Genomic DNA, 19,773 nt, shown 5'->3' on the forward strand with positions numbered 1-19,773 from the left:
TCAGCGGAAGCGGTCAGTCGAGTCGAGGTAGCCTCTGACGTACTGGCCAACCGCATCCTCGAGCGTCGTGAAGCCGCCGTTATAGCCGGCCGCGCGCAGCCGATCGACCTCGCTCTGCGTGAAATATTGGTAGCTGCCGCGAATCGCCTCGGGCATGTCGATGTACTCGATGTTGGGCGTGGTGCCGAGCGCGGCATAGGCCGACAGCATCAGGTCCTTGAAGCTGCGCGCCTCGCCGGTACCGACATTGTACAGACCCGATACCGATGGCGTCGCGAGCAGCCACAGGATGACGCGCACGACATCGTCGACATAGATGAAATCGCGCCGCTGGTCGCCGTCGGCGATGCCGTCGCGGTGCGATTTGAACAGCTGCACGGGCCGCCCTGTCTTGACGTCGTCGAAGCGGCGGGCCAGCACGCTCATCATCGTGCCCTTGTGATATTCGTTGGGGCCGAACACGTTGAAGAACTTCAATCCGGCATGTTGCGGCGGCATCTTTTCGCGCCGCTCGGCGCGTGCGGCGAGCGCCATGTCGAACAAATGCTTGCTCCAGCCATAGAGGTTCATCGGGCGCAGGTGCTTGAGCGCGGCCAGCGACGGATCGTCCGCAAAACCCTGCGCGCCGTCGCCATAGGTCGCGGCCGACGAGGCATAGATGAACGGCGTCGCACTGGCGGTGCACCAGTCGAGCAGCCGCAGCGAGAAGCGGAAATTGGTCTCGACCACGAGGTCGCCATCGGTCGCAGTGGTCTCGGAGATCGCACCCAGGTGCAACACGGCGTCGAGCCGCCGTCCTTTCAGCCAGTCCGCAAGCTCGGCCGGTGGAACGAAGTCGGCGATCTGCCGCTTGGCAAGATTGCGCCATTTGCCCTCATCCCCGAGCCGGTCGCAGACAACGACATCGGTCCGCCCGGCGTCGTTGAGCGCCGCCACCAGATTCGACCCGATAAAGCCGGCGCCGCCGGTTACGAGCAACATTTCCTTGCAGACCTCGATGCTTGAAGCGGCCTCTGCCGTAGCGCATGCGCCGGCAAAGTGTAAGCGGTTTGCGCGATGGCTTTACCTCACGCAGCCGAGCAGCTACCAGCGGAGCTGGAGCGCGAAGCGAACAAAGAATGAATCTTAACTCAATCGTGACGGAAGCGGACGAGACAGGCCCGATCCTGATCATCCCCTATATGTGGATCGGCGATTTCGTCCGCGGCCATACCGTCGTGCGCGTCCTAAAGGAGCGATGGCCGAATCGGCCGGTGGATATCCTGACCACTTCGCTCTGCGCCCCTTTGCTGGATTACATGCCCGGTGTGCGCGCCGGGATTGTGTGGAACCTGCCGCGCAGCCGGCTGGCGCTGCTCCAACAATGGCGTCTTGCTGCCCTCCTGCGTGAACGGCGGTACCAGACTTGCCTGATCATGCCGCGCACCTGGAAATCGGCAATCGCACCGGCGCTGGCCGGTATCCCGGAACGGGTTGGGTTCGTCGGCGAATTCCGCTTCGGTCTGGTCAATCGCTGGCGCTGGGGCGAGAAGGCCCTGCCCCGGCTGATCGACAAGAAGGCCGCGCTGGCGCTGCCGGACGGGGCGCCGCGGCCATCGGAATGGCCGGTGCCGCAGCTCCGGGTTCCACCCGAGGAGGTCGAACGCTGGCGGCAGGCCAATGGTGTGGGCACCGGACCCGCGGTGGCGTTGGCGCCCGGCTCGGTCGGCTCCGGCAAGCGCTGGCCCTATTACGGCGAGGCCGCCCGCCTGCTGACGGCGCAAGGGGTCGATGTCTGGGTGGTCGGCGGCCCCGGCGAAAAGGGTTTGGCGAACGAGATCGTGGCCGCCGGCGGGCCGAAGGTGCGAGATCTCACCGGGACCGACCTGCGGAACGGCGTGCTTGCGCTGGCGGCCGCACAGGTGGCGATTTCCAACGATTCCGGGCTGATGCATGTCGCCGCAGCCCTGGGCACGCCGACGATGGGCATTTTCGGCCCGACCAGCCCCTATCACTGGGCGCCGCTGAACGGGCTCGCGGCCACCATCCAGACCAAGACCCACGTGCCCTGCCAGCCCTGCCACCGCCCGATCTGCCGGATGAACGACCATCGCTGCATGCGCGACATCCCCGCCACCAAGGTCGCGGAGATCGCAGGCCGCGTGCTGGCCGAGGTCGGCGCCCGCGCCGCGCGCTAACGGCATGGTTGCGGATCACGCGACCGATCAGTACGGAAGAGCGCACCCGGTCACGGAGCCCGAATCGTGAGCCAGCCCGATCTCATCGCAGCCCATCTCGCCCGATCGCTCGCGGTCTTCGAGCGTGCGAGCAAGGATGCAACGCTGCTGGCGACGGCGCGTGAGATCGCCGACATCGTCATCGCGGCATTGCGTGCCGGCAACAAGCTCCTGATCATCGGCAATGGCGGCAGCGCCGCGGATGCCCAGCACATCGCCGCGGAGATCGTCGGCCGTTACAAGAAGGAGCGTCCCGCTTACGCCGCGATCGCGCTGACGACCGACACCTCGGCGCTGACCGCGATCGGCAATGATTACGGCTATGACCACGTATTCGCGCGCCAGGTCGAAGGCCTCGGCGTCAGCGGCGACGTGCTGCTGGCGATATCGACCTCCGGCCGTTCGCTCAGCATTCTCCATGCGCTGCGCAAGGCGCGCGAGCGCGGGCTGACCACGGTCGGATTCACCGGCACAAAGGGTGTCGCGATGGGCGATCTTTGCGACCGACTTCTGGTCGCCCCCAGTGACGACACGCCGTTGATTCAGCAGATCCACCTCGCTACCGCCCATGGCATCTGCGAGATGGTGGAAGAGGCGATGCTGCGCGAGGCCGGCAAGCCATGAGCGCCACGCCGAAGCCGGCCGCGTTTCTCGATCGCGACGGCGTCCTCAATCACGACGACAATTATATCGGTACACGCGAACGAATCCGCTGGATGCCGAATGTGGCCAAGGCCATCCGCCGGCTGAACGATGCAGGCTATCACGTCTTCCTCTTCACCAATCAGTCCGGCGTTGCTCGCGGCCTGTTCACCGAGGACGACGTCGTCGCTCTGCACGACTGGATGCGCGCCGAACTCGCCGCCCAAGGCGCCGTGATCGACGACATCCGCTATTGCCCGCATCACACCGAAGGCACCGTCGCGCGCTATTTGCAGGAACACCCGTGGCGGAAGCCACAGCCTGGCATGATCCTCGACCTGATGGCGCATTGGCCGGTCCAGCGCGACGGCAGCTTTGTGATCGGGGACCGCACCTCCGACATCGAGGCGGCGCAGGCCGCCGGCTTGCCCGGCTTTCTGTTCGCCGGCGGCGATCTCGACGCCTTCGTAGCCGATGTGATCGCTCAGACCAGCCGACGATAAACCGCCGCGATCTTGTCGGCTTCGGCCTCCAGGCTGAACTGTTCGATCACGCGCGCGCGGGCGCGCTCGCCCATCGCATGCGCCGCCGCCGGGTCCCGCATCAGCGGCTCCAGCGCAGCCACCAGCGTATCGACATCGCCTGGTGGCACCAGCACGCCGGTGACGCCCTGTTCGACCACGATCTCGGCCGCGCCGGCGCGCGCGGCCACCAGCGCGGCACCCGCCGCCATCGCCTCGATCAGGGTCAGGCCAAAGCCCTCGTTGCGCGAGGTGAATGCGTAGATGGTGAGCCGCTGATACCAGCGCTGCACTTGCGTGATCTCGAGCTCGCCGGTGATGATGATGCGTTGCGTGAGGCCCGCTGCAGCGATCTTCTTGCGCAGTTCATTCGCAAACGGCATCTGCTCGGGTGTCACCGCGCCGACCAGCACGGCGGAGAAATCCGGATAATGCGGCAGCAGCCGGCACATCGCCTCGACGAAGACGTCGCTCCCCTTCTGCGCCCGCACCCGGCCGAAGCAACCGATGGCGTAAGCCCCTGGCAACCCGCTCTCCGCAAACGCCGCCGCCCGATCCGGCGGCGGCGCGTAGACGTCGGTGTCGACGCCGTGCGTGATCACTGTCGCCTCGCGCTTCAGATAGGAAGCGGAGATGTCGCTGGTGGCAATGATCGCGTCCATCTGGCGGATCAGCCAGCGCGTGATCCAGGTGTGATGGCGCTGCGCGGCCGAGGTGAACACCAGCTTGAGCCGCCAGCCCAGCGCGCGCAACACCACGCCCACGATCATCTCGTTGTTGCGGCGTGCGTGCCAGATCACCGGCCACCGGCGGCCCCATAATCGCAGCAGATCCGCCGCGCCCATGCGTGCAATGCCTTCGGGCGCATGGGAGCCGAACCACGCCGCGCGGCAGCGCACCGCGAGTTTCGGCGCAACCATACGGTTGGTTGCCGTGACCCCGGAATAGCGCCTGTGCAGGTTTGGCACGATGACATCGAGATCGGCGGCTGAAAATGACTGTTTGGGCACGTCAAGCTCCGTTAGGCGCGCTCCTATACGCAACATTAAGCATGGAAGCCAGTTCAGCCCAGGCGAAACCCGCCGTTCACTGCGCCAGCGCTAGTTTGCCGCAAAACAACAGGGATTGCGTCAAATAATGACTGTGCTTGTCACTGGCGGCGCCGGCTATATCGGCAGCCACACGGTGCTTGCGCTGGCGGAAGCCGGCGAAAGCGTCGTCGTGATCGACAACCTCTCCACAGGCTTTTCCAGCTTCGTCCCCGAAGGCGTGCCGCTGTTCATCGGCGATTGCAGCGACGAAAATCTCGTCGACGGCGTGATCAGCCAGCATGGCATCGACAGCATCATCCATCTCGCGGGCTCCGTCGTGGTGCCGGAATCGGTGCGCGATCCCCTGCTCTACTACCGCAACAACACCATGACCACGCGCAGCCTGCTCAACGCCGCGGTGCGGCGTGGCGTCGGCCGCTTCGTGTTCTCGTCGACGGCTGCGGTTTACGGCGATCCGGAGCAGGTTCCGGTGCCGGAGACGGCGCGGACGCGCCCAAACTCGCCTTACGGCACGTCGAAACTGATGGCCGAGATCATGCTGCACGACGTGGCCGCGGCGCATGACTTGAACTACGTCGTACTGCGCTATTTCAACGTGGCCGGTGCCGATCCGCTGGCCCGCATCGGGCTTGCGACTGTTGGCGCGACCCATCTGATGAAGATCGCAATGGAGGTGGCGACCGGCCAGCGCGCCAAGATCGATGTCTACGGCACCGACTATCCGACCCCGGACGGCACCTGCATCCGCGATTTCATCCATGTCACCGATCTCGCCCAGGCGCATCGCGCAGCGCTGGCTTATCTCTGCGGTGGAGGCGGCTCGGTGACGCTGAACTGCGGCTATGGCCGCGGTTATTCGGTGCTGGAAACCATCGAGGCGGTGCGGCGGGTCTCCGGGCGCGCCATCGCCGTCCAATACGGTCCGCGTCGCCCTGGGGACATCATGGCAATGGTTGCCGATGCCAGCCGCATGCACACGCTCTTGGATTGGACCCCGCACTACGCCAATCTGGACGCGATTGCTGCGCACGCGCTCGCCTGGGAGGAAAAACTGTTCCGCGAACGCAACAGCGACGCCCGAGAGCTGGCCTCCGCCTAATGTGATCGGGCCGACAAGCCCTTATTGGGCTTGAAAAAACCGTCCCAAGCGGGCATGCAGCCCGGTGCCGGCCCGGCGATCTGCGCGGGGCCGGTGAGGGACCAGAATGGCCGACTTTCCGAAGAAGATCACCGACGATCCGTATGGCGCCGCGATCCTGATCCGCCGCCTGATCATGGAACAGGGCATCGCCTATTGGCGACGTTATCTGACGGCCTTTGCATTGATGGGGCTCTCGGCGGCCGCGAGCGCAGGCGCCGCCTACATCCTGGGACAGGTGATCAACAAGGCTTATGTCGAGAAGAGCATTCCCGGTATCGCCGTGCTCTCCGGCGTCACCGTGCTGCTGCTGTTCGTCAAGGGCGTGACGACCTACGGCTATGCGGTGATCCTGTCCAAGATCTCCAACGCCATTCTCGCCAACAACCAGCGGCGGCTGTTCGGCAAGCTGATGAACGAGAGCATCGGTTTCTTTTCGGAGCGGCATTCGTCCGAATTCCTGGCGCGGCTGACCGCGGGCGCGAAATCGATCACCGATGTGCTCAACATGCTGATCAACGCGATCGGCCGCGACCTGCTGCTCCTGATCAGCATGATCGCCGTGATGGTGTCGCAGGACCCGCTGATGTCGTTCATCGGCCTCGTCGCGGTGCCGCCGGCGATGCTGGTGCTGCGCAAGCTGGTCAAGCGCATCAAGGGGCTCGCTTACGACCAGTTCTCCGGCACCGCCGACATTCTGGAGACCATGCAGGAATCGCTGCAGGGCATCCGCACCGTCAAGGCGTTCACCCTGGAAGATGCGATGCGCACACGCATCGACGAGAACATCGCCATTGTCGAACGCAACGCCAACAAGATGGCGCGGGTGTCGAACCGCTCCAACCCGCTGATGGAGATGCTCGGCGGCTTCGCCGTCGCCGGCTGCCTGATGTATGGCGGCTATGCCGTGGTGGCGCTGAACGCTACGCCCGGCCAGTTCTTCTCCTTCATGACCGCGTTCCTGATGGCGACCGAGCCGGCCAAGCGGCTCGCCCGGCTCAACATCGACCTCAACAGCCAGCTGGTCGGCGCCCGCATGTTGCTCGAGGTGGTCGACAGCCCGGCGACCGAACAGCCCGATGACGAGAAGCCGGCCCTGAAGCTGACCGACGCGCGGATCGAGCTCCGCGACGTCAGTTTCGCCTATCGCAACAAGGAGCCCGTGCTCAACCGGATGAGCTTCACGGCCGAGCCCGGCAAGGTGACGGCCCTGGTCGGCCCCTCCGGCGGCGGAAAGTCCACCGTGCTGGGGCTGCTGTTGCGGTTCTACGATGCGACGGAGGGCGAGATCCTGATCGACGGCCAGTCGATCTCGGCCGTGTCCCGCCGCTCGCTGCGCGAGCAGACCGCCTATGTCGGCCAGGACGTCTACCTGTTCCGCGACTCGATCCGCGCCAATATCGCCTTCGGCAAGCCCGGCGCGACGGAGGCCGAGATCATCGAGGCCGCGAAAGCCGCCTGCGCTCATGATTTCATCATGAGCTTCCCGCTCGGCTACGACACCCCGGCCGGCGAGCACGGCACCCAGCTCTCCGGCGGCCAGCGCCAGCGCATCGCGGTGGCGCGCGCGCTGATCCGCAACGCGCCGATCATCCTGCTTGACGAGGCGACCGCCGCGCTCGACTCCGAATCGGAGCGGCAGGTGCAGGAGGCGATCGAGCATCTCTGCCAGAACCGCACCACCATCGTGATCGCCCACCGCCTGCACACGATCATGCATGCCGACGCCATTTTCGTCGTCGAGGCCGGCGACATCGTCGAACGCGGCCGGCATGACGATCTGTTGCGCCGGGGCGGCCGCTATGCTTCGTTCTTCCGCCTGCAGCAGCGCGACATGGGGCCTGTCGTCATCCCGATGAGCGCCACGTCCTGAACCGATCCTCATAGCCGCCGAGACCATTCATGAGCGCCACCCATTTCGTCATTCCGGCCCCGCCGCAAGCCGCGCTCCCCGTCGTCGGGGAAACCGGTGCATTCCCCGTCCGCCGCATCTGGTGCGTCGGCCGCAACTATCTCGAGCACATCCGCGAGATGGGTAATGACGAGCGCGACCCGCCGTTCTTCTTCGCCAAGCATGCCGACATGCTGGCGCCGGAAGGCGCCGTGATCCCCTACCCGCCGCTGACCAAGGACATGCATCACGAGGTCGAGCTGGTGGTCGCGCTGAAGAGCGGCGGCCTCAACATCCCGACCGAGAAGGCGCTCGACCACGTCTACGGCTACGCCGTCGGCATCGATCTGACCCGGCGCGACCTGCAGCTTGCCGCGCGCAAGAAGGAGCGTCCCTGGGAGGTCGGCAAGTCGTTCGATCACTCCGCGCCCTGCTCGGCCGTGCTGCCCGCCGCCAAGATCGGCCACCCTGCCAAGGGCAAGATCTGGCTGTCGGTCAACGGCACCGAGCGGCAGAAGGGCGACCTCACCGAATTGATCTGGAGCGTGCCGGAGATCATCTGGAAGCTGTCCCAGCAGGTCGAACTCGGTGCCGGCGACATCATCATGACGGGAACGCCCGCCGGCGTTGCGGCCGTGGTGCCCGGCGACAAGATCGAGTGCGGCGTCGACGGTGTCGGCACGCTGAAGGTCTCGATCGGCGAGCCGGCCTGAGCGGGGCCGGACTAAGCATTTCAGGCGATCCCCATAGGCCGCGCCCAGCGCGGCCTTTTCATTGACGACGGCTGGGTCCCGGCTCTGCGGCGCAGCACTCCGTGCTGCACCGCGTCCGGGACACGGAGCAGTGCGCGACGGTCGAGACGGCATCGACTTAAGTGCCAGATATCTTGTCCCGGACGCGGTGCGGCGCAAAGTGACGCACCGCAGAGCCGGGACCCAGGAGCGCTTGGCAGCACAATTCAGAAATCCCATCTCAAACCAGCACTCTCGGGTCGAGAGATCACCCCACCCCGCTCGCCCGCTTCGCGCGCGATCGAGCCTCCTCCTCCAGGGGAGGGTGAGTACGAGCTCGCGGCATCGTCTGATGCACAATCTCAAACAGCGTATGGGGTTAAGCATGGCATGAGCATCCGCGACCTCGCGACGCTCAGCGTCCGAGCTATGCCCGAGGTCCTCACCCTCATGAAGTGGAGGGCGCAGGGAAGGCCGGGCGCTGGCCGCGCCCGTGGCCCGCCTGCAGCAAAAATGCAGGCGGCAGGTACCACAGGTCTGGCCGAACACACCCGGCCTTCCCCGCGCGATGGTTTTAACGGGCTATAGCGCGCTCTCCCTGGTGCGCCGGGCTTTCTGGCCACCATGTGCGCATGATGCTTGCGCATCAGCGCGAGATACTAGCGTCGGAGTATCGGGACCACACGCCTTCACCGTCCGCAGGCGACCGTTCGTCGGTGTTGATCACACTGCGTCCGCCCGCGTCCACCGCATCCCGCTGCCAACGTCCGTGACGACCGCGAACCGTCCCCTACCGTGCAACGGAATGGACGGACAATACCGCTGATTTGGGGGAGCGACAAAGCGATTTATGTTTTTCCGAAGGGATTGACAATCGACTTCGGATTAACGTGATTTGCCCGACGGGTCGTCGCTCGCGTGTGCGTCGTTGCGCGCCAATCAGCTAAACTTCGTCATGCCCGCGAAGGCGGGCATCCAGTACGCCGAGACGGCAGTGTGGAAAACGGAAGGCTGGTGTTTACTGGATCGTCCGCCTGCGCGGACGATGACAGCAGAGAGTAAGGCATCAACCCGTCCCTCACCGGAACGCCGACACCACGATCAGGCCGACGATCGCCACCGTCAGCGTGTATTTGGCGGCGTAGTACACGGTGCGATTCCAGTCCTTCACCTTGCGGGTGGCAAGGTGAAACTCATAGATCTTGCCGAACACCTTGTTCAGCACGCCGACATGCTCGCCGTCGACGTTCTGCGTCGCCGAGGCCTTGACGATGTGATGGCTGACCCAGCGGTTGATCGCGGTCATGAAGCCGTATTTCATCGGGCGCTCGACATCGCAGAACAGGATGATCCGATTGACGTCGGTGGCGTTCTCGGCGCTGTGGATGAAGGTTTCGTCGAACATGAAGGCTTCGCCGTCGCGCCAGACGCAGGGTACGCCGTCGACCAGGATCCGGCATTTGTCCGAATTGGGTGTCACCAGCCCGAGGTGATAACGGATCGACCCGGCAAACGGATCGCGGTGGGCGCCGAGCTTGCCGCCCGGCGGCAGCATCGCAAACATGGCGCCGTGCACGCTCGGAATCGAATTCAACAGCTCAACCGTTTTCGGACAGAGCGTGCGCGCCGAGGGAAGAAAATCGTCGTACCATTTGAGATAAAAGCGTTTCCAGCCGCTCTTGAAGAACGAGTAGAAGCCCCAGTCGTTGTTCTTCGCCGCCGCACGGATGAAGCCCTCGTCGAACAGGCGCACTGCCTCCTCGCGGATCATCTCCCAATTGTCGGTCAGCTTCTGCAGCTCCGGAAACTGCTCGACCGGGATCACCGGCTCGTTCGGCACGGCCGAGCCCGCATACATCAGCACGTTGTAGGGCGCGAGATAGGTCGAGTGGTCGCCGAGCTGGCGGGCGAGCCGCAGCCGCTGCTTGCCGCGGAAATGCACATAGATCGTCGAGCCAATGAGGATGTAGAGGCCCACGAGCTGTGGCGCGAAAAGCTGTGTCAGCATGTCCGGTGTCCCATCAACCGGCCGACACAGAACGAGAGCAGGACCGAATCTGGTCCGACACTGGGGTGTTCTGATATTGGCCGCGAGACGGGAAGATAGCCGGAAGTACAGAGCGCCGCACCCCCTCGGGAGCGACTTGTGAACACCAGGGCTGCCCAAAATTCCCGGGGCGTGCCCGGACGGCAACAGCACGCCGTGGCCCCTGCTGGGCCGGTTCCCGGGCGCAAGGCGCTGTGAAAACCTCGGTGGGGTTTTCAGGTCCGCGCCAGTTCCTGGAGCCCCTTGAAGGTGAGACGCTTGGGGTCCCTGACGCCGGCCAGATAAAGCCTGCGGATGAAAGCAGTCACTGCATCGCGATCGCAGCCGGTCAAGGCGACGACGGCATCCACCGCGGTCTTCTGAGCCTCCATTGGAGTTCTCCTGCCGTGAGCACCCGGCAGGTCAAGTTTTCACGATGAGCTTAATGTCGCGTTAACCGTCAGGCCCGGCATTGCCCGGCCTCAGCTCGGTCACACAGTGCGCCGCTCCCCGCCCCCACCAGGCCATCGAGGTGGCGTCGAGTCTCCGACACGCAAGCTCAGAGCAAGTGGAATTCTTGAACGCGCTCGATCGGCCTCTGGTCAGGCACGTAGAGCTTCGGTCGCGTCGGACGCCACGGCGGCGTGATGACACGCCGTTCCAGCTCAACCGCGGTTCCCATCCGCTCCTCGAACCGGACAGCGAACCCATCCGGAAACAGGCGGATGACGCGTCCCACACAACTGCCCACCGCAAGCGGCATCCCGATCTCGGGCTGAAACTCGGACGACACCGCCGCTCCCGATAGCGAGGCGTCGATCAGGAAGCACGGCACGCTGCTGCCATCAGCGAGGGTCAGCGCCGTATGCGGCGAGTTCGGCACGAAGCGCGCGTCCTTGCGGGAATCGCGAACCGTCGGATCCTTCTGCCTCTTCTCCAGCCACACCAGCTTCTCGGCAAACTTCGCGCGCTGCGCGCGCGTCATCGCGAGCTCGAGCAGAAAGCCGCCATGGATGGTGTCGCTGATCTCACCGTCGAACTTGCCGAAATCGCGGAAATACGACGTCAGGCGATCGCCGATCCTGCCGACGACGGGCGCATCAAGCAGCATGCGAAAGGGCGACACGCGCGTGGTACGACAGGCGAAACACCGCGGTCTGCCTTGCGGATCATACCAGTTTCCAAGCGTGTAGGAGCCCACCGACTGGATCCTGACCGCACGCTGTTTAAGGAATCGGGCCACCGACATTGCGCGCCTCTCGTTCGCGAAGACCAGAACGGCTCCCTTCCGTCGACCAGCTGTTGCTTGCTGCTGCCTGCGATGGCTCGTGCCGCGACGTAAGGCGCAGGCCGGCCGAAGCAGTTCGGAATAGGACCGTATTGACGCGGGGATGCTGCGCGGAAATTTGCTAACGAACTTTGAAATGCAGGAGTCGGATTCCCCCGTAGTGATGATATGTCCGATCCCTTTCCGCTTCCTGAAGATTGGACCCCGTTCGATTACGGGTGTAGTTGAGCTTGGACAACCATGCCTCGCTCGTCGACGATGCCGACTTCGTAGCTCCTGATCCGCGCCAGAATGCGCTGCAATGAGCTCACCACAACCGGTGATAGCGCCACGCGCACAGGCGCCCAACCCTGCCGCGCAATCCAGTGTTTGCACGGGCGCCAACGCGTTCGCCTGATTGCACAATTGCCGGAATAACTCCGCGTTCACCATTGCCGCAATCGCCATTTGCGACGACCGCGATCGGCTCGAGATTGCAAGTTCGCTTATACTATTGGCGCTTAGTCATACGCGACAGGGGGAGCCGTCAGCGGCTTGTTCGCATCCCCGGCGTATGAGTTAAGAGTAGTAACGCGTATGATGACCGCACGCATCGTGGTGCTGACCATCGCTCTCGGCGCAGGTGGCATCGCGGCCTATCTCGTCAGCACAGCTGATAAGCAGCAGGAGGCGCCTGCCGCACCCGTCGCGCAATTGCCGACCGTTGAAGTCCTCGTCGCAAAAGCTGAGATCGGACTGGGGCAACCCGTCAAGCCAGGCGACCTCATCTGGCAGACATGGCCGGAAGCCGCGAGCAACATCTTCATCCGTCGCAGCGATCGTCCTGATGCGGCGAACCAGCTGGTCGGCTCCATAGCGCGCAGCCCATTCCTGATCGGCGAGCCGATCCGCGAACAGAAGCTGGTGAGGGCCGACGGCTCCGGCTTCATGGCCGCCATCCTTCCTGCCGGCATGCGCGCCGTTTCGACCGAGATATCGCCCGAGACCGGCGCCGGCGGCTTCATCCTGCCGAACGATCGCGTCGACGTCATCCTGTCGAAACGCGACAAGAACACCGACCACCCCGGCGGACCCGACGTCATCAACTCCGAGATCATCCTGTCCAACGTCCGCGTGCTCGCGATCGATCAGGCCCCGAAGGAAAAGGAAGGCCAGAACACGGTGGTGGGCAAGACGGTCACGCTCGAATTGAAGCCTGAGCAGGCCGAGGCTCTCGCCCGCGCGCGCCAGAGCGGCTTGCTGTCGCTGGCGCTGCGCAGCATCGCAGACATCAACGCGGTGGAGGCCAGCGCGGACGCGAAGGCGCCGAAGAGCGGTGGCTCCATCGAAATCGTGCGTTACGGCGTCTCAAGCTCGCAAACGGCACAGAAGTGACCGAAAGGAAGTGGAAGATGAATTGCGGGCAACATCGATCGAAGCTGGGGAGCGCCATCGCCCGTGCGCTCGCCGCCTCGGCCATCGCCGGCCTGACGCTCAACCCGGCGTTTACACCGGCAATCGCAGCGGATGACCATGCCGACGCGCCTGTCGTGTCGGCCGGATCGTCGAAGGTCCGCTTCCTGTCACTCGGAATCGGCAAGTCCGTCGTGGTCGATTTTCCGCAGGACGTGAAAGACGTGCTGGTCGCCGATCCCAAGATCGCCAATGCGGTCGTGCGCTCGGCGCGACGCGCCTACATCATCGGCGCCTCGGTCGGCCAGACCAATGTGGTGTTCTTCGACGCCGAAGGGCAGCAGGTCGCGTCCTATGACATCGCCATCAAGCGCGACCTCAACGGCGTGCGCCAGGCGCTCAGCCAGAGTGTGCCGGGCGTCAAGATCGATGGTGTCGGCGACAGCGTGATGCTCACCGGCTCGGTCTCGAGCCCGGTCGAGGCGCAGCAGGCCGGCGAAATCGCCGCGCGGCTGGTCGGCGGCCCGGACAAGGTCGTCAACTCGATCGTGGTGCGCGGGCGAGATCAGGTGATGCTGAAGGTGAACGTCGCGGAAGTCCGCCGCGAGATCATCAAGCAGATGGGCATCGATCTCAGCGCCAGCCTGAACTACGGCACCGCCGTGGTGAATTTCAACAATGCCAATCCCTTCACCGCCCTCGGCAAGTCGCTGGTCACCAACAACGGTCTCAGCGCCACCGGCGGCGGCCTGTCCTCGGTCTCCGCCACCATGCGTGCGATGGAGCAGGCCGGCGTGGTCAAGACACTGGCCGAGCCGAACCTGACCGCCATCTCTGGCGAGTCCGCGACCTTTGTCGCCGGCGGCGAATTCCCGGTTCCGGGCGGTTATGGCTGCGACCCGACCACCCGCATCTGTACCACCCAGGTTACCTTCAAGAAGTTCGGCATCTCCTTGAACTTCACGCCGGTCGTGCTCAGCGAGGGCCGGATCAGCCTGCGCGTGATGACGGAAGTCTCCGAACTGTCGAACGACAATGCGATCACCGTCTCTTACGCCTTGAGCGCGAGCCAGAATTCCTCGGTGACGATCCCAGCGATCCGGACCCGCCGCGCAGAGACCACGCTGGAGATTCCGTCGGGCGGTTCGATGGCGATGGCTGGCCTGATCCAGAACCAGACCAAGCAAGCGATCAATGGTCTGCCGGGCGTCGATCAGCTGCCGGTGCTCGGCCAGCTGTTCCGCAGCCAGGACTACGTCAACGACGAGACCGAACTGATGGTGATGGTGACCCCCTATGTGGTGCGTGCCGTTGCCCAGAAAGAACTGTCGCGTCCCGACGACGGCTTCGCGCCGGCGACGGACTCCGAATCGGCGCTGCTCGGCCGCCTCAACCGTCTCTACGGCGTCGCTGCGCGGATCGAGCCGGTCTCGGGGCGCACTGCCGGCTTCGGTTTCATCATCGATTGATTTGTCGGCTCGAGGGGACGGGGAATCCACTATGTCGAAACCAGCGGCGGCCAAGAGCTATCTGACGAGCTATCGGACAAGCCATCGGACCTTGCGCCTGATCGGCGGCCTCGTTGGCGCGCTCTCGCTTTCACTCGGAGCCTGCACCTATACGAGCACTGAGGTCGTCGCGACGATCCCGGACGACTACAAGATGCGGCATCCGATCGCGATCGAAGAAGGCAGGCAATCGATCGTCGTGTTCGTCGGCAATGACCGCGGCGGCCTGACCGCGCCGCAGCGCAACGACATTGCCGGCCTTGCGCGCTCCTGGCTGCGCGAAGGCACCGGCGCCGTCGTGGCCGATGTTCCCGTCGATACGCCGAACGCGCGTGCCGCGGCCGAGACCTATCGCGAAATCCGCGCCATGCTGACGGCCGGCGGCGTTCCCGCCCACGCCATCAAATTGCACAACTATCAGCCCGAAGATCCGCGCCTGCTGGCGGCGATCCGGCTTAGCTATCCGAAGATCCAGGCCGTTGCCGGACCGTGCGGATTGTGGCCGGACGACCTGGGACCGAACTTGAACAACCCCGGCTATAGCGACAATCAGCACTATCAGAATTTCGGCTGCGCCACGCAGCGCAATCTCGCCGCCATGATCGATAACCCGGCGGATCTCGAACAGCCGCGCTCCGAGTCGGCCGCCTACACGCCGCGCCGCTCCGCCGCGTTCGAGAAATATCGCAAGGGCGAGTCGACCTCGATCAGCTATCCGGACGCCGACAAGGCCAAACTCAGCGACGTAGGCAAATGACCAGCGCTTCCCCTCAAAGCCAGGAAGAGCAGCCCGGGTCGGCGCACCCGGCTGCCGACGATCACATTGCGCCGGTCCCGCGCGTCTCCGTGCAGGCCTTCTGCGAGACCGACCGAACCTCCGCCGCGATGCAGGCCGCAAGTCAGGATCGCCGGCTCGGCAAGGCGCATATCACCATCAAGATGGGCGGCATGGCGCGAGCCATCGAGACCTATCACTCGCAGCCGACGCCCAACGTGATCGTCTTGGAGGCGCCGCCCGGCGGCGATATTCTCTCAGGACTCGACGAGCTGGCCGGCGTCTGCGATCCCGGTACGCGCGTCGTCGTCATCGGCGGTCCCGATGACACCGTGGCGTATCGCGAGCTGGTCCGCCGCGGCGTCAATGATTACGTGGTCGGGCCGGTCGAGACGCTCGACATCATCCGCTCGATCTGCAGCCTGTTTTCCGCGTCCGAAGCCGTGATCACCGGTCGCATCATTGCCGTGGTCGGCGCCAAGGGCGGGGTCGGTGCCTCCACCGTCGCGCATAACGTCGCGTGGGCGATGGCCAATACCCTCGTGCTCGACTCCGTCGTGATCGACCTCGACATGGCATTCGGCACCGCTGGCCTCGACTACAACCAAGACCCCTTGCAGGGCATCGCCAACGCGATATTCCAACCGGACCGGCCGGACACTGCGCTGATGGAGCGGCTGCTGGCCAAATGCTCCGAGCATCTGAGCCTGCTCGCGGCGCCTGCCACGCTGGAGCGCGTCTACGATTTCGGCGCCGAAGCCTTCGATGCCATCCTCGACACGCTGCGCATGACCCAGCAATGCATCGTGCTCGACATCCCGCATCAATGGTCTGCCTGGACCCGGCATGCGCTGATCAACGCCGACGACATCCTGGTGGTCGCCGAGCCGGATCTCGCCAATCTGCGCAACACCAGAAATCTCTTGAGCGTGCTCAAGGCCTCGCGCCCGAACGACCGGCCGCCGCTGTACTGCCTCAACCAGGTCGGCATGCCGAAACGGCCCGAGATCGATCTCAAGCGCTTCTCCAAGACGGTCGAAGCCGAACCGGTGGCAACCATTCCGTTCGACTGCAAGCTGTTCGGAATGGCCGCCAATAACGGCCAGATGATCGCCGAGATCGCGGCGCTGAACCGGACGCCCAAACTGTTTCTGGAGATCGCCAACCGCCTGACCGGCCGCGTCGATCCAAAGGCACCGCGTGCCTCGCTGCTCGCCCCGATCGCGAGGCTGCTCGGCGTGAGATCGGCGTGAGATAAGTCAGTCCGACCGGCTGAGCATCTTGGCCAGCTCCTTGTCGGGCTGGCTCGCCATCGGCCCCTTCGCCGCCGGCTCCTTTTGCGCGGTCTGCTTGCGGGCGAGCAGCCGCTTCAGATAGCTCACATTGGCATTGGCCTGCTCGGGTGCCACGCCGCCGCGCATGATGTCCTCGGCCTCGCTGACGCGGCCCTGCAGACCGATGACGACGGCCAGATTGGTCCTGACCCGCGGATCGGCATCCGGGCGGCCATAAGCCTTGCGCAGATTTTCCTCGGCTCTCGGCAGGTCGTTGGAGAGCGCATAGGAGAGGCCGAGATTGGAGAGGACGGAGGGATCGTCCGGCGCGATCTTCAGGGCGGTCTCGTAGTACTGACGCGCTTCCTCCTGCCGGCCCATCTGATCGAGCACGGCGCCCTGCGCGGACAGAATGTGCCAGTCAGGATCTTCGGGCGAATGCGCCCGGCTCAGCACGTCGAAGGCCTGCTGGAAATTGCCGTTGTCGGCCAATGCACGACCATAGCCGGCGAGCAGCGCCTTGTTGGTCGGGTTGGCCAGGGTTGCCTGTTCGAGCACCGCGACGGCTTGCGAACGCTGACCGGTTGCGCGTAAGGCGCTGCCATATCTCAGCGCAATCTCGGGGTCATTGGGATGGCTGCGGAAGCGCTCGCGATAGAGCTCCACATCCGCGCGCGGGTCGGAGCTGGCGCTCTTTTCGGTCTTGTCAGGGAGCGATCCCGTGATCTCGCCGAGATCGGTGGTCTGGCAGGCGGCAAGGCCGAGCAGCACCACTGCGAACGCCGTCGCGAAGACGGCCGGTCTGACAAGTTGTTCGGAGCGGAGCGGCGTCAAGCTCATGCGACTGATCAATCGAGGACGACAGGTCAGGCACGCTCACATATTAACCCTAAGGTCGCGTTAAGATGTTCCAGCGAATGCGGCACAGATCTGCGGCTAGTCGATGAATTCCGCGCCGAACTCGCAGCCGATCCGCCAGGCCAGCCGGCATTTGCGCGAATGATCAGGCGAGAAGATGATCGTGAACTGCGGCGGGACCTCGACGAATTCCGCCACCACCTTGACGCCGCCGTTGGAAATATCGGTGATCGTGCAGTCGCGCGGCAGATTCCCCGTTCCCCAATGGATCTTCGCAAGCCTTCTGCACAAACGGCGTTCGCTTCTGCGACGGTTCGCCAACATCTCGATCTCTCGCCCGCTTAACCAACCCATCCGGTGACAAGACGGTTTTAGGACCGAAACGTTGGCATCTGGCTAGCGCGATGTCGCGAAATCCAGTCGTCGTCTTTGCATTTCGTTGACCATGATGGCGGCCCGCGCCTCATTGCATGAAGCGATCGAAATATGCGGCGAGCTCGCGATAGGCGTCGAGCGGCAGCACATGGGCGACATACTGGTCCGGCCGGACCACCACCAGGCAGCCTGCTGTCCGGTCGACACCGCGCATCGCAAAGATGTCCTGATCGCTCTTGAGATCGGGGCAGAACATTTTTTCATAGTCGCACAGTCCGTAGCGTCCCTTGCGCGGCAGCAGCAGCGCTGGCATCGCCTCGATGGCGAGTTCGCGATGGCCTTGCTGGAATACCGCGCGGACGTCGATCACCGCATCGATATCGGCGCCGGCCGGCGTGTACCGCCGGATCGGTGAATCCGGGCTCTCGCCGAGGAAGGTACACAGCGCTCGAATGGCAGAGCTTTCGGCGGTGGGATTCTCCGCGCCGCCAAAGGCGAAGATATGGAAGCGCCCATCCGCCTGAAGCACATGGCCGAGATGCACCGGCTTGGCGTCGCCGAGCCGGATCACCGGCGCGGAATGGAAGCGCTTGCCGATCACAAATCCCTCGGCCAGACGCTGATGGCTGGTTTCGCCCGTGATCAGCGAAGGCCGATAATGCGTCGCGGTGCCCGCCGTGTAGCGCCCGTGCCGGACGAAATAGCTCTGGGTCTGCGCCGGATCGAACCCCTCCCCCTTCGCGGCAGACGCCAGGATCGCCGCCCATTCTCGGTCGAAATCGATCAACTCCTTCGCAATCGCCTGGCGTTCCGCGGAGTAGGTGTGCAGGAGCTCCGGCTTGGCCCGCTTGCGCAGCACGGACGCCAGCTTCCAGCCGAGATTGAAGGTGTCCTGCATGGAGACGTTCATGCCCTGCCCCGCCTTCGGGCTGTGGGTGTGGCAGGCGTCGCCGGCAATGAAGACGCGCGGAAGCCGCGTCGCGATCTCCGCCTCCGGCACGTCGTCGAACTTGTCGCACAGACGCTGGCCGATCTCGTAGACCGACCACCACGCGACCTCCTTCACCTCGAGCGTGTACGGCTTGAGGATCCGCTGCGCCTTGGCGATCAGCTCTTCGACGGTGACATTGCGGTTGGCGACGCGCTCGCCGACCTCCAGCTTGCTCAGCTCGACATAGAGCCGGACCAGGTAGCCGCCTTCCCGCGGGATCACCAGCAGGCTGCCATCGGTGGCGGACTGGATCAGCGACTTGAATCTGATATCGGGGAAGTCGGTGACAACAAGCACATCCATCACGCCCCAGGCGTGATTGGCGGATTCCCCATGCAGCTCGCGCCCGATCGATTTGCGCACCGTCGAGCGCGCACCGTCGCAGCCGACCACGAAGCGCGCCTTGATCGTCTCGCTCTCGCCCTCATGCGCGGGATCGATCCGCTCGAGCTTGACGGTGACGCCATGGTCGTCCAAGCCCGCCGCAGGATCGATGCGCAGATCGGCCAGCCGGCGCGCATAATAGGGCTCCAGCCTGGCCGCCGAGCGGTGCATCACATCGAGAAAGAAATCGTGCACGCGCGCCTGGTTCAACACCACATGCGGCATCTCCGACAGCCCGTCCTCGACGTCCTGCACCCGTCCGCTGCGGGCGATGTGCCCGCGTTGCGCCTCGTCCGGCTTCCAGAAGGTGGTCTCGTTGATCCAGCAGGCTTCCTTCAGCACGCGCTCGGCAAAACCGTGGGCCTGGAACATCTCCATGGTGCGGCAGGCGATGCCGTCGGCCTGGCCGAGCAACAGCCGGCCCGGCTTCTGCTCGACGATGCAGGTGGTGAGGTCAGGAAAGGCGGCGAGCTGCGCCGCCAGGTTCAGGCCGGCCGGCCCGCAGCCGATGATCAGGACATCGACCTCGCCGGGAACGGAGCCCGACGCGCCGGAGGGGGCGACCCGCGCTGCGGGGTCGACGATGTCTGGATCGCCCGGTTGGAATCCATTGAGATGAAACTGCATGACACGTTCCTCTCGTTTTTTGATATTGATCAGTATACTGATCATCAGTATACTTGTCAACAATATCCTGGAGAGATGAGATGA

Annotated in this window: 18 protein-coding genes; 10 read left to right on the forward strand and 8 right to left on the reverse strand. The window is 64.4% G+C overall.

What is annotated here, in order from left to right; genetic code table 11:
- Positions 1-981 carry an ADP-glyceromanno-heptose 6-epimerase gene (rfaD, locus tag ACQR1W_RS34670; RefSeq protein ID WP_434854975.1) on the reverse strand — a complete coding sequence of 327 codons (981 nt, stop codon included), beginning with the start codon at positions 979-981 and terminating at the stop codon, positions 1-3.
- A gap of 137 nt (positions 982-1,118) precedes the next feature.
- Here rfaD and waaF point away from each other — a divergent pair, with 137 nt between their 5' ends.
- From waaF to ACQR1W_RS34685, 3 genes are all read left to right on the forward strand, one after another.
- The gene (gene waaF, locus ACQR1W_RS34675; protein WP_434854976.1) at positions 1,119-2,177 is read left to right on the forward strand and encodes a lipopolysaccharide heptosyltransferase II; all 1,059 of its coding nucleotides are present in this window, start codon (positions 1,119-1,121) and stop codon (positions 2,175-2,177) included.
- A gap of 66 nt (positions 2,178-2,243) precedes the next feature.
- On the forward strand, positions 2,244-2,840 hold the full coding sequence (locus ACQR1W_RS34680) for a D-sedoheptulose 7-phosphate isomerase (protein WP_434854977.1): 597 nt from the start codon (positions 2,244-2,246) through the stop codon (positions 2,838-2,840).
- A complete protein-coding gene (locus ACQR1W_RS34685; protein WP_434854978.1) occupies positions 2,837-3,361 on the forward strand; it encodes a D-glycero-alpha-D-manno-heptose-1,7-bisphosphate 7-phosphatase in 525 nt (174 codons plus the stop codon). Before ACQR1W_RS34680 ends, ACQR1W_RS34685 begins: the two co-directional genes overlap by 4 nt.
- Here ACQR1W_RS34685 and ACQR1W_RS34690 read toward each other — a convergent pair.
- Positions 3,343-4,389, reverse strand: coding sequence for a glycosyltransferase family 4 protein (locus ACQR1W_RS34690; protein WP_434854979.1), 1,047 nt, complete (start codon positions 4,387-4,389; stop codon positions 3,343-3,345). The two genes, ACQR1W_RS34685 and ACQR1W_RS34690, sit on opposite strands and share 19 nt — an antisense overlap.
- 127 nt (positions 4,390-4,516) lie before the next feature.
- Here ACQR1W_RS34690 and galE point away from each other — a divergent pair, with 127 nt between their 5' ends.
- The 3 genes from galE to ACQR1W_RS34705 all read left to right on the forward strand — a co-directional run bounded on the left by galE (position 4,517) and on the right by ACQR1W_RS34705 (position 8,173).
- Positions 4,517-5,530, forward strand: coding sequence for a UDP-glucose 4-epimerase GalE (gene galE / locus ACQR1W_RS34695; RefSeq protein WP_434854980.1), 1,014 nt, complete (start codon positions 4,517-4,519; stop codon positions 5,528-5,530).
- A gap of 106 nt (positions 5,531-5,636) precedes the next feature.
- Positions 5,637-7,442, forward strand: coding sequence for an ABC transporter ATP-binding protein (locus ACQR1W_RS34700; protein ID WP_434854981.1), 1,806 nt, complete (start codon positions 5,637-5,639; stop codon positions 7,440-7,442).
- A 29-nt stretch (positions 7,443-7,471) separates the two neighbouring features.
- Positions 7,472-8,173, forward strand: coding sequence for a fumarylacetoacetate hydrolase family protein (locus tag ACQR1W_RS34705; RefSeq protein WP_434854982.1), 702 nt, complete (start codon positions 7,472-7,474; stop codon positions 8,171-8,173).
- Between the two features lie 1,096 nt (positions 8,174-9,269).
- On the opposite strand, the gene ACQR1W_RS34710 is transcribed toward ACQR1W_RS34705, so the two are convergent.
- From ACQR1W_RS34710 to ACQR1W_RS34720, 3 genes are all read right to left on the reverse strand, one after another.
- Entirely contained in the window at positions 9,270-10,199 is a 930-nt protein-coding gene (locus tag ACQR1W_RS34710) for an aspartyl/asparaginyl beta-hydroxylase domain-containing protein (protein WP_434854983.1), read from the reverse strand.
- A 254-nt stretch (positions 10,200-10,453) separates the two neighbouring features.
- Positions 10,454-10,609: a hypothetical protein gene (locus ACQR1W_RS34715; protein ID WP_434854984.1), complete on the reverse strand. Its 156-nt coding sequence runs from the start codon at positions 10,607-10,609 to the stop codon at positions 10,454-10,456.
- A 167-nt stretch (positions 10,610-10,776) separates the two neighbouring features.
- A complete protein-coding gene (locus ACQR1W_RS34720) occupies positions 10,777-11,466 on the reverse strand; it encodes a PilZ domain-containing protein (protein ID WP_434854985.1) in 690 nt (229 codons plus the stop codon).
- A 615-nt stretch (positions 11,467-12,081) separates the two neighbouring features.
- On the opposite strand from ACQR1W_RS34720, the gene cpaB reads away from it, so the two are divergent.
- The 4 genes from cpaB to ACQR1W_RS34740 are packed head-to-tail and all read left to right on the forward strand — an operon-like array spanning position 12,082 to position 16,433.
- Positions 12,082-12,879 (forward strand): Flp pilus assembly protein CpaB, encoded by a 798-nt coding sequence (cpaB, locus tag ACQR1W_RS34725; protein WP_008967279.1) that lies wholly within the window; start codon positions 12,082-12,084, stop codon positions 12,877-12,879.
- A 17-nt stretch (positions 12,880-12,896) separates the two neighbouring features.
- Positions 12,897-14,366, forward strand: coding sequence for a type II and III secretion system protein family protein (locus ACQR1W_RS34730; RefSeq protein WP_434854986.1), 1,470 nt, complete (start codon positions 12,897-12,899; stop codon positions 14,364-14,366).
- A gap of 31 nt (positions 14,367-14,397) precedes the next feature.
- Complete coding sequence (locus ACQR1W_RS34735; RefSeq protein WP_434854987.1) at positions 14,398-15,162, forward strand: CpaD family pilus assembly protein; 765 nt, start codon at positions 14,398-14,400, stop codon at positions 15,160-15,162.
- A complete protein-coding gene (locus ACQR1W_RS34740; protein ID WP_434854988.1) occupies positions 15,159-16,433 on the forward strand; it encodes an AAA family ATPase in 1,275 nt (424 codons plus the stop codon). Before ACQR1W_RS34735 ends, ACQR1W_RS34740 begins: the two co-directional genes overlap by 4 nt.
- A 6-nt stretch (positions 16,434-16,439) precedes the next feature.
- Here ACQR1W_RS34740 and ACQR1W_RS34745 read toward each other — a convergent pair whose 3' ends face one another.
- The 3 genes from ACQR1W_RS34745 to ACQR1W_RS34755 all read right to left on the reverse strand — a co-directional run bounded on the left by ACQR1W_RS34745 (position 16,440) and on the right by ACQR1W_RS34755 (position 19,689).
- Entirely contained in the window at positions 16,440-17,294 is an 855-nt protein-coding gene (locus ACQR1W_RS34745) for a tetratricopeptide repeat protein (RefSeq protein ID WP_008967283.1), read from the reverse strand.
- Positions 17,295-17,390: 96 nt separating this feature from the next.
- On the reverse strand, positions 17,391-17,636 hold the full coding sequence (locus ACQR1W_RS34750) for a PilZ domain-containing protein (protein ID WP_035980691.1): 246 nt from the start codon (positions 17,634-17,636) through the stop codon (positions 17,391-17,393).
- Between the two features lie 139 nt (positions 17,637-17,775).
- Positions 17,776-19,689, reverse strand: a complete 1,914-nt coding sequence (locus ACQR1W_RS34755; RefSeq protein ID WP_434854989.1) for an FAD-binding monooxygenase — start codon at positions 19,687-19,689, stop codon at positions 17,776-17,778.
- Between the last annotated feature and the right edge of the window lie 84 nt (positions 19,690-19,773).

Origin of the sequence: Bradyrhizobium sp. HKCCYLS1011 (genome assembly GCF_051167795.1) — a bacterium.
In the GTDB taxonomy this organism is placed as follows: Bacteria; Pseudomonadota; Alphaproteobacteria; order Rhizobiales; family Xanthobacteraceae; genus Bradyrhizobium.

Excerpts from the sequence above, each read along its gene's own strand:
- ACQR1W_RS34750 (WP_035980691.1), bottom strand. The coding sequence starts at position 17,636 with ATGTTGGCGAACCGTCGCAGAAGCGAACGCCGTTTGTGCAGAAGGCTT.
- ACQR1W_RS34730 (WP_434854986.1), top strand. The coding sequence starts at position 12,897 with ATGAATTGCGGGCAACATCGATCGAAGCTGGGGAGCGCCATCGCCCGT.
- ACQR1W_RS34685 (WP_434854978.1), top strand. The coding sequence starts at position 2,837 with ATGAGCGCCACGCCGAAGCCGGCCGCGTTTCTCGATCGCGACGGCGTC.
- ACQR1W_RS34745 (WP_008967283.1), bottom strand. The coding sequence starts at position 17,294 with ATGAGCTTGACGCCGCTCCGCTCCGAACAACTTGTCAGACCGGCCGTC.
- ACQR1W_RS34705 (WP_434854982.1), top strand. The coding sequence starts at position 7,472 with ATGAGCGCCACCCATTTCGTCATTCCGGCCCCGCCGCAAGCCGCGCTC.
- ACQR1W_RS34735 (WP_434854987.1), top strand. The coding sequence starts at position 14,398 with ATGTCGAAACCAGCGGCGGCCAAGAGCTATCTGACGAGCTATCGGACA.
- waaF (WP_434854976.1), top strand. The coding sequence starts at position 1,119 with ATGAATCTTAACTCAATCGTGACGGAAGCGGACGAGACAGGCCCGATC.
- ACQR1W_RS34755 (WP_434854989.1), bottom strand. The coding sequence starts at position 19,689 with ATGCAGTTTCATCTCAATGGATTCCAACCGGGCGATCCAGACATCGTC.
- cpaB (WP_008967279.1), top strand. The coding sequence starts at position 12,082 with ATGATGACCGCACGCATCGTGGTGCTGACCATCGCTCTCGGCGCAGGT.
- ACQR1W_RS34710 (WP_434854983.1), bottom strand. The coding sequence starts at position 10,199 with ATGCTGACACAGCTTTTCGCGCCACAGCTCGTGGGCCTCTACATCCTC.
- ACQR1W_RS34700 (WP_434854981.1), top strand. The coding sequence starts at position 5,637 with ATGGCCGACTTTCCGAAGAAGATCACCGACGATCCGTATGGCGCCGCG.
- ACQR1W_RS34740 (WP_434854988.1), top strand. The coding sequence starts at position 15,159 with ATGACCAGCGCTTCCCCTCAAAGCCAGGAAGAGCAGCCCGGGTCGGCG.
- rfaD (WP_434854975.1), bottom strand. The coding sequence starts at position 981 with ATGTTGCTCGTAACCGGCGGCGCCGGCTTTATCGGGTCGAATCTGGTG.
- ACQR1W_RS34720 (WP_434854985.1), bottom strand. The coding sequence starts at position 11,466 with ATGTCGGTGGCCCGATTCCTTAAACAGCGTGCGGTCAGGATCCAGTCG.
- galE (WP_434854980.1), top strand. The coding sequence starts at position 4,517 with ATGACTGTGCTTGTCACTGGCGGCGCCGGCTATATCGGCAGCCACACG.
- ACQR1W_RS34715 (WP_434854984.1), bottom strand. The coding sequence starts at position 10,609 with ATGGAGGCTCAGAAGACCGCGGTGGATGCCGTCGTCGCCTTGACCGGC.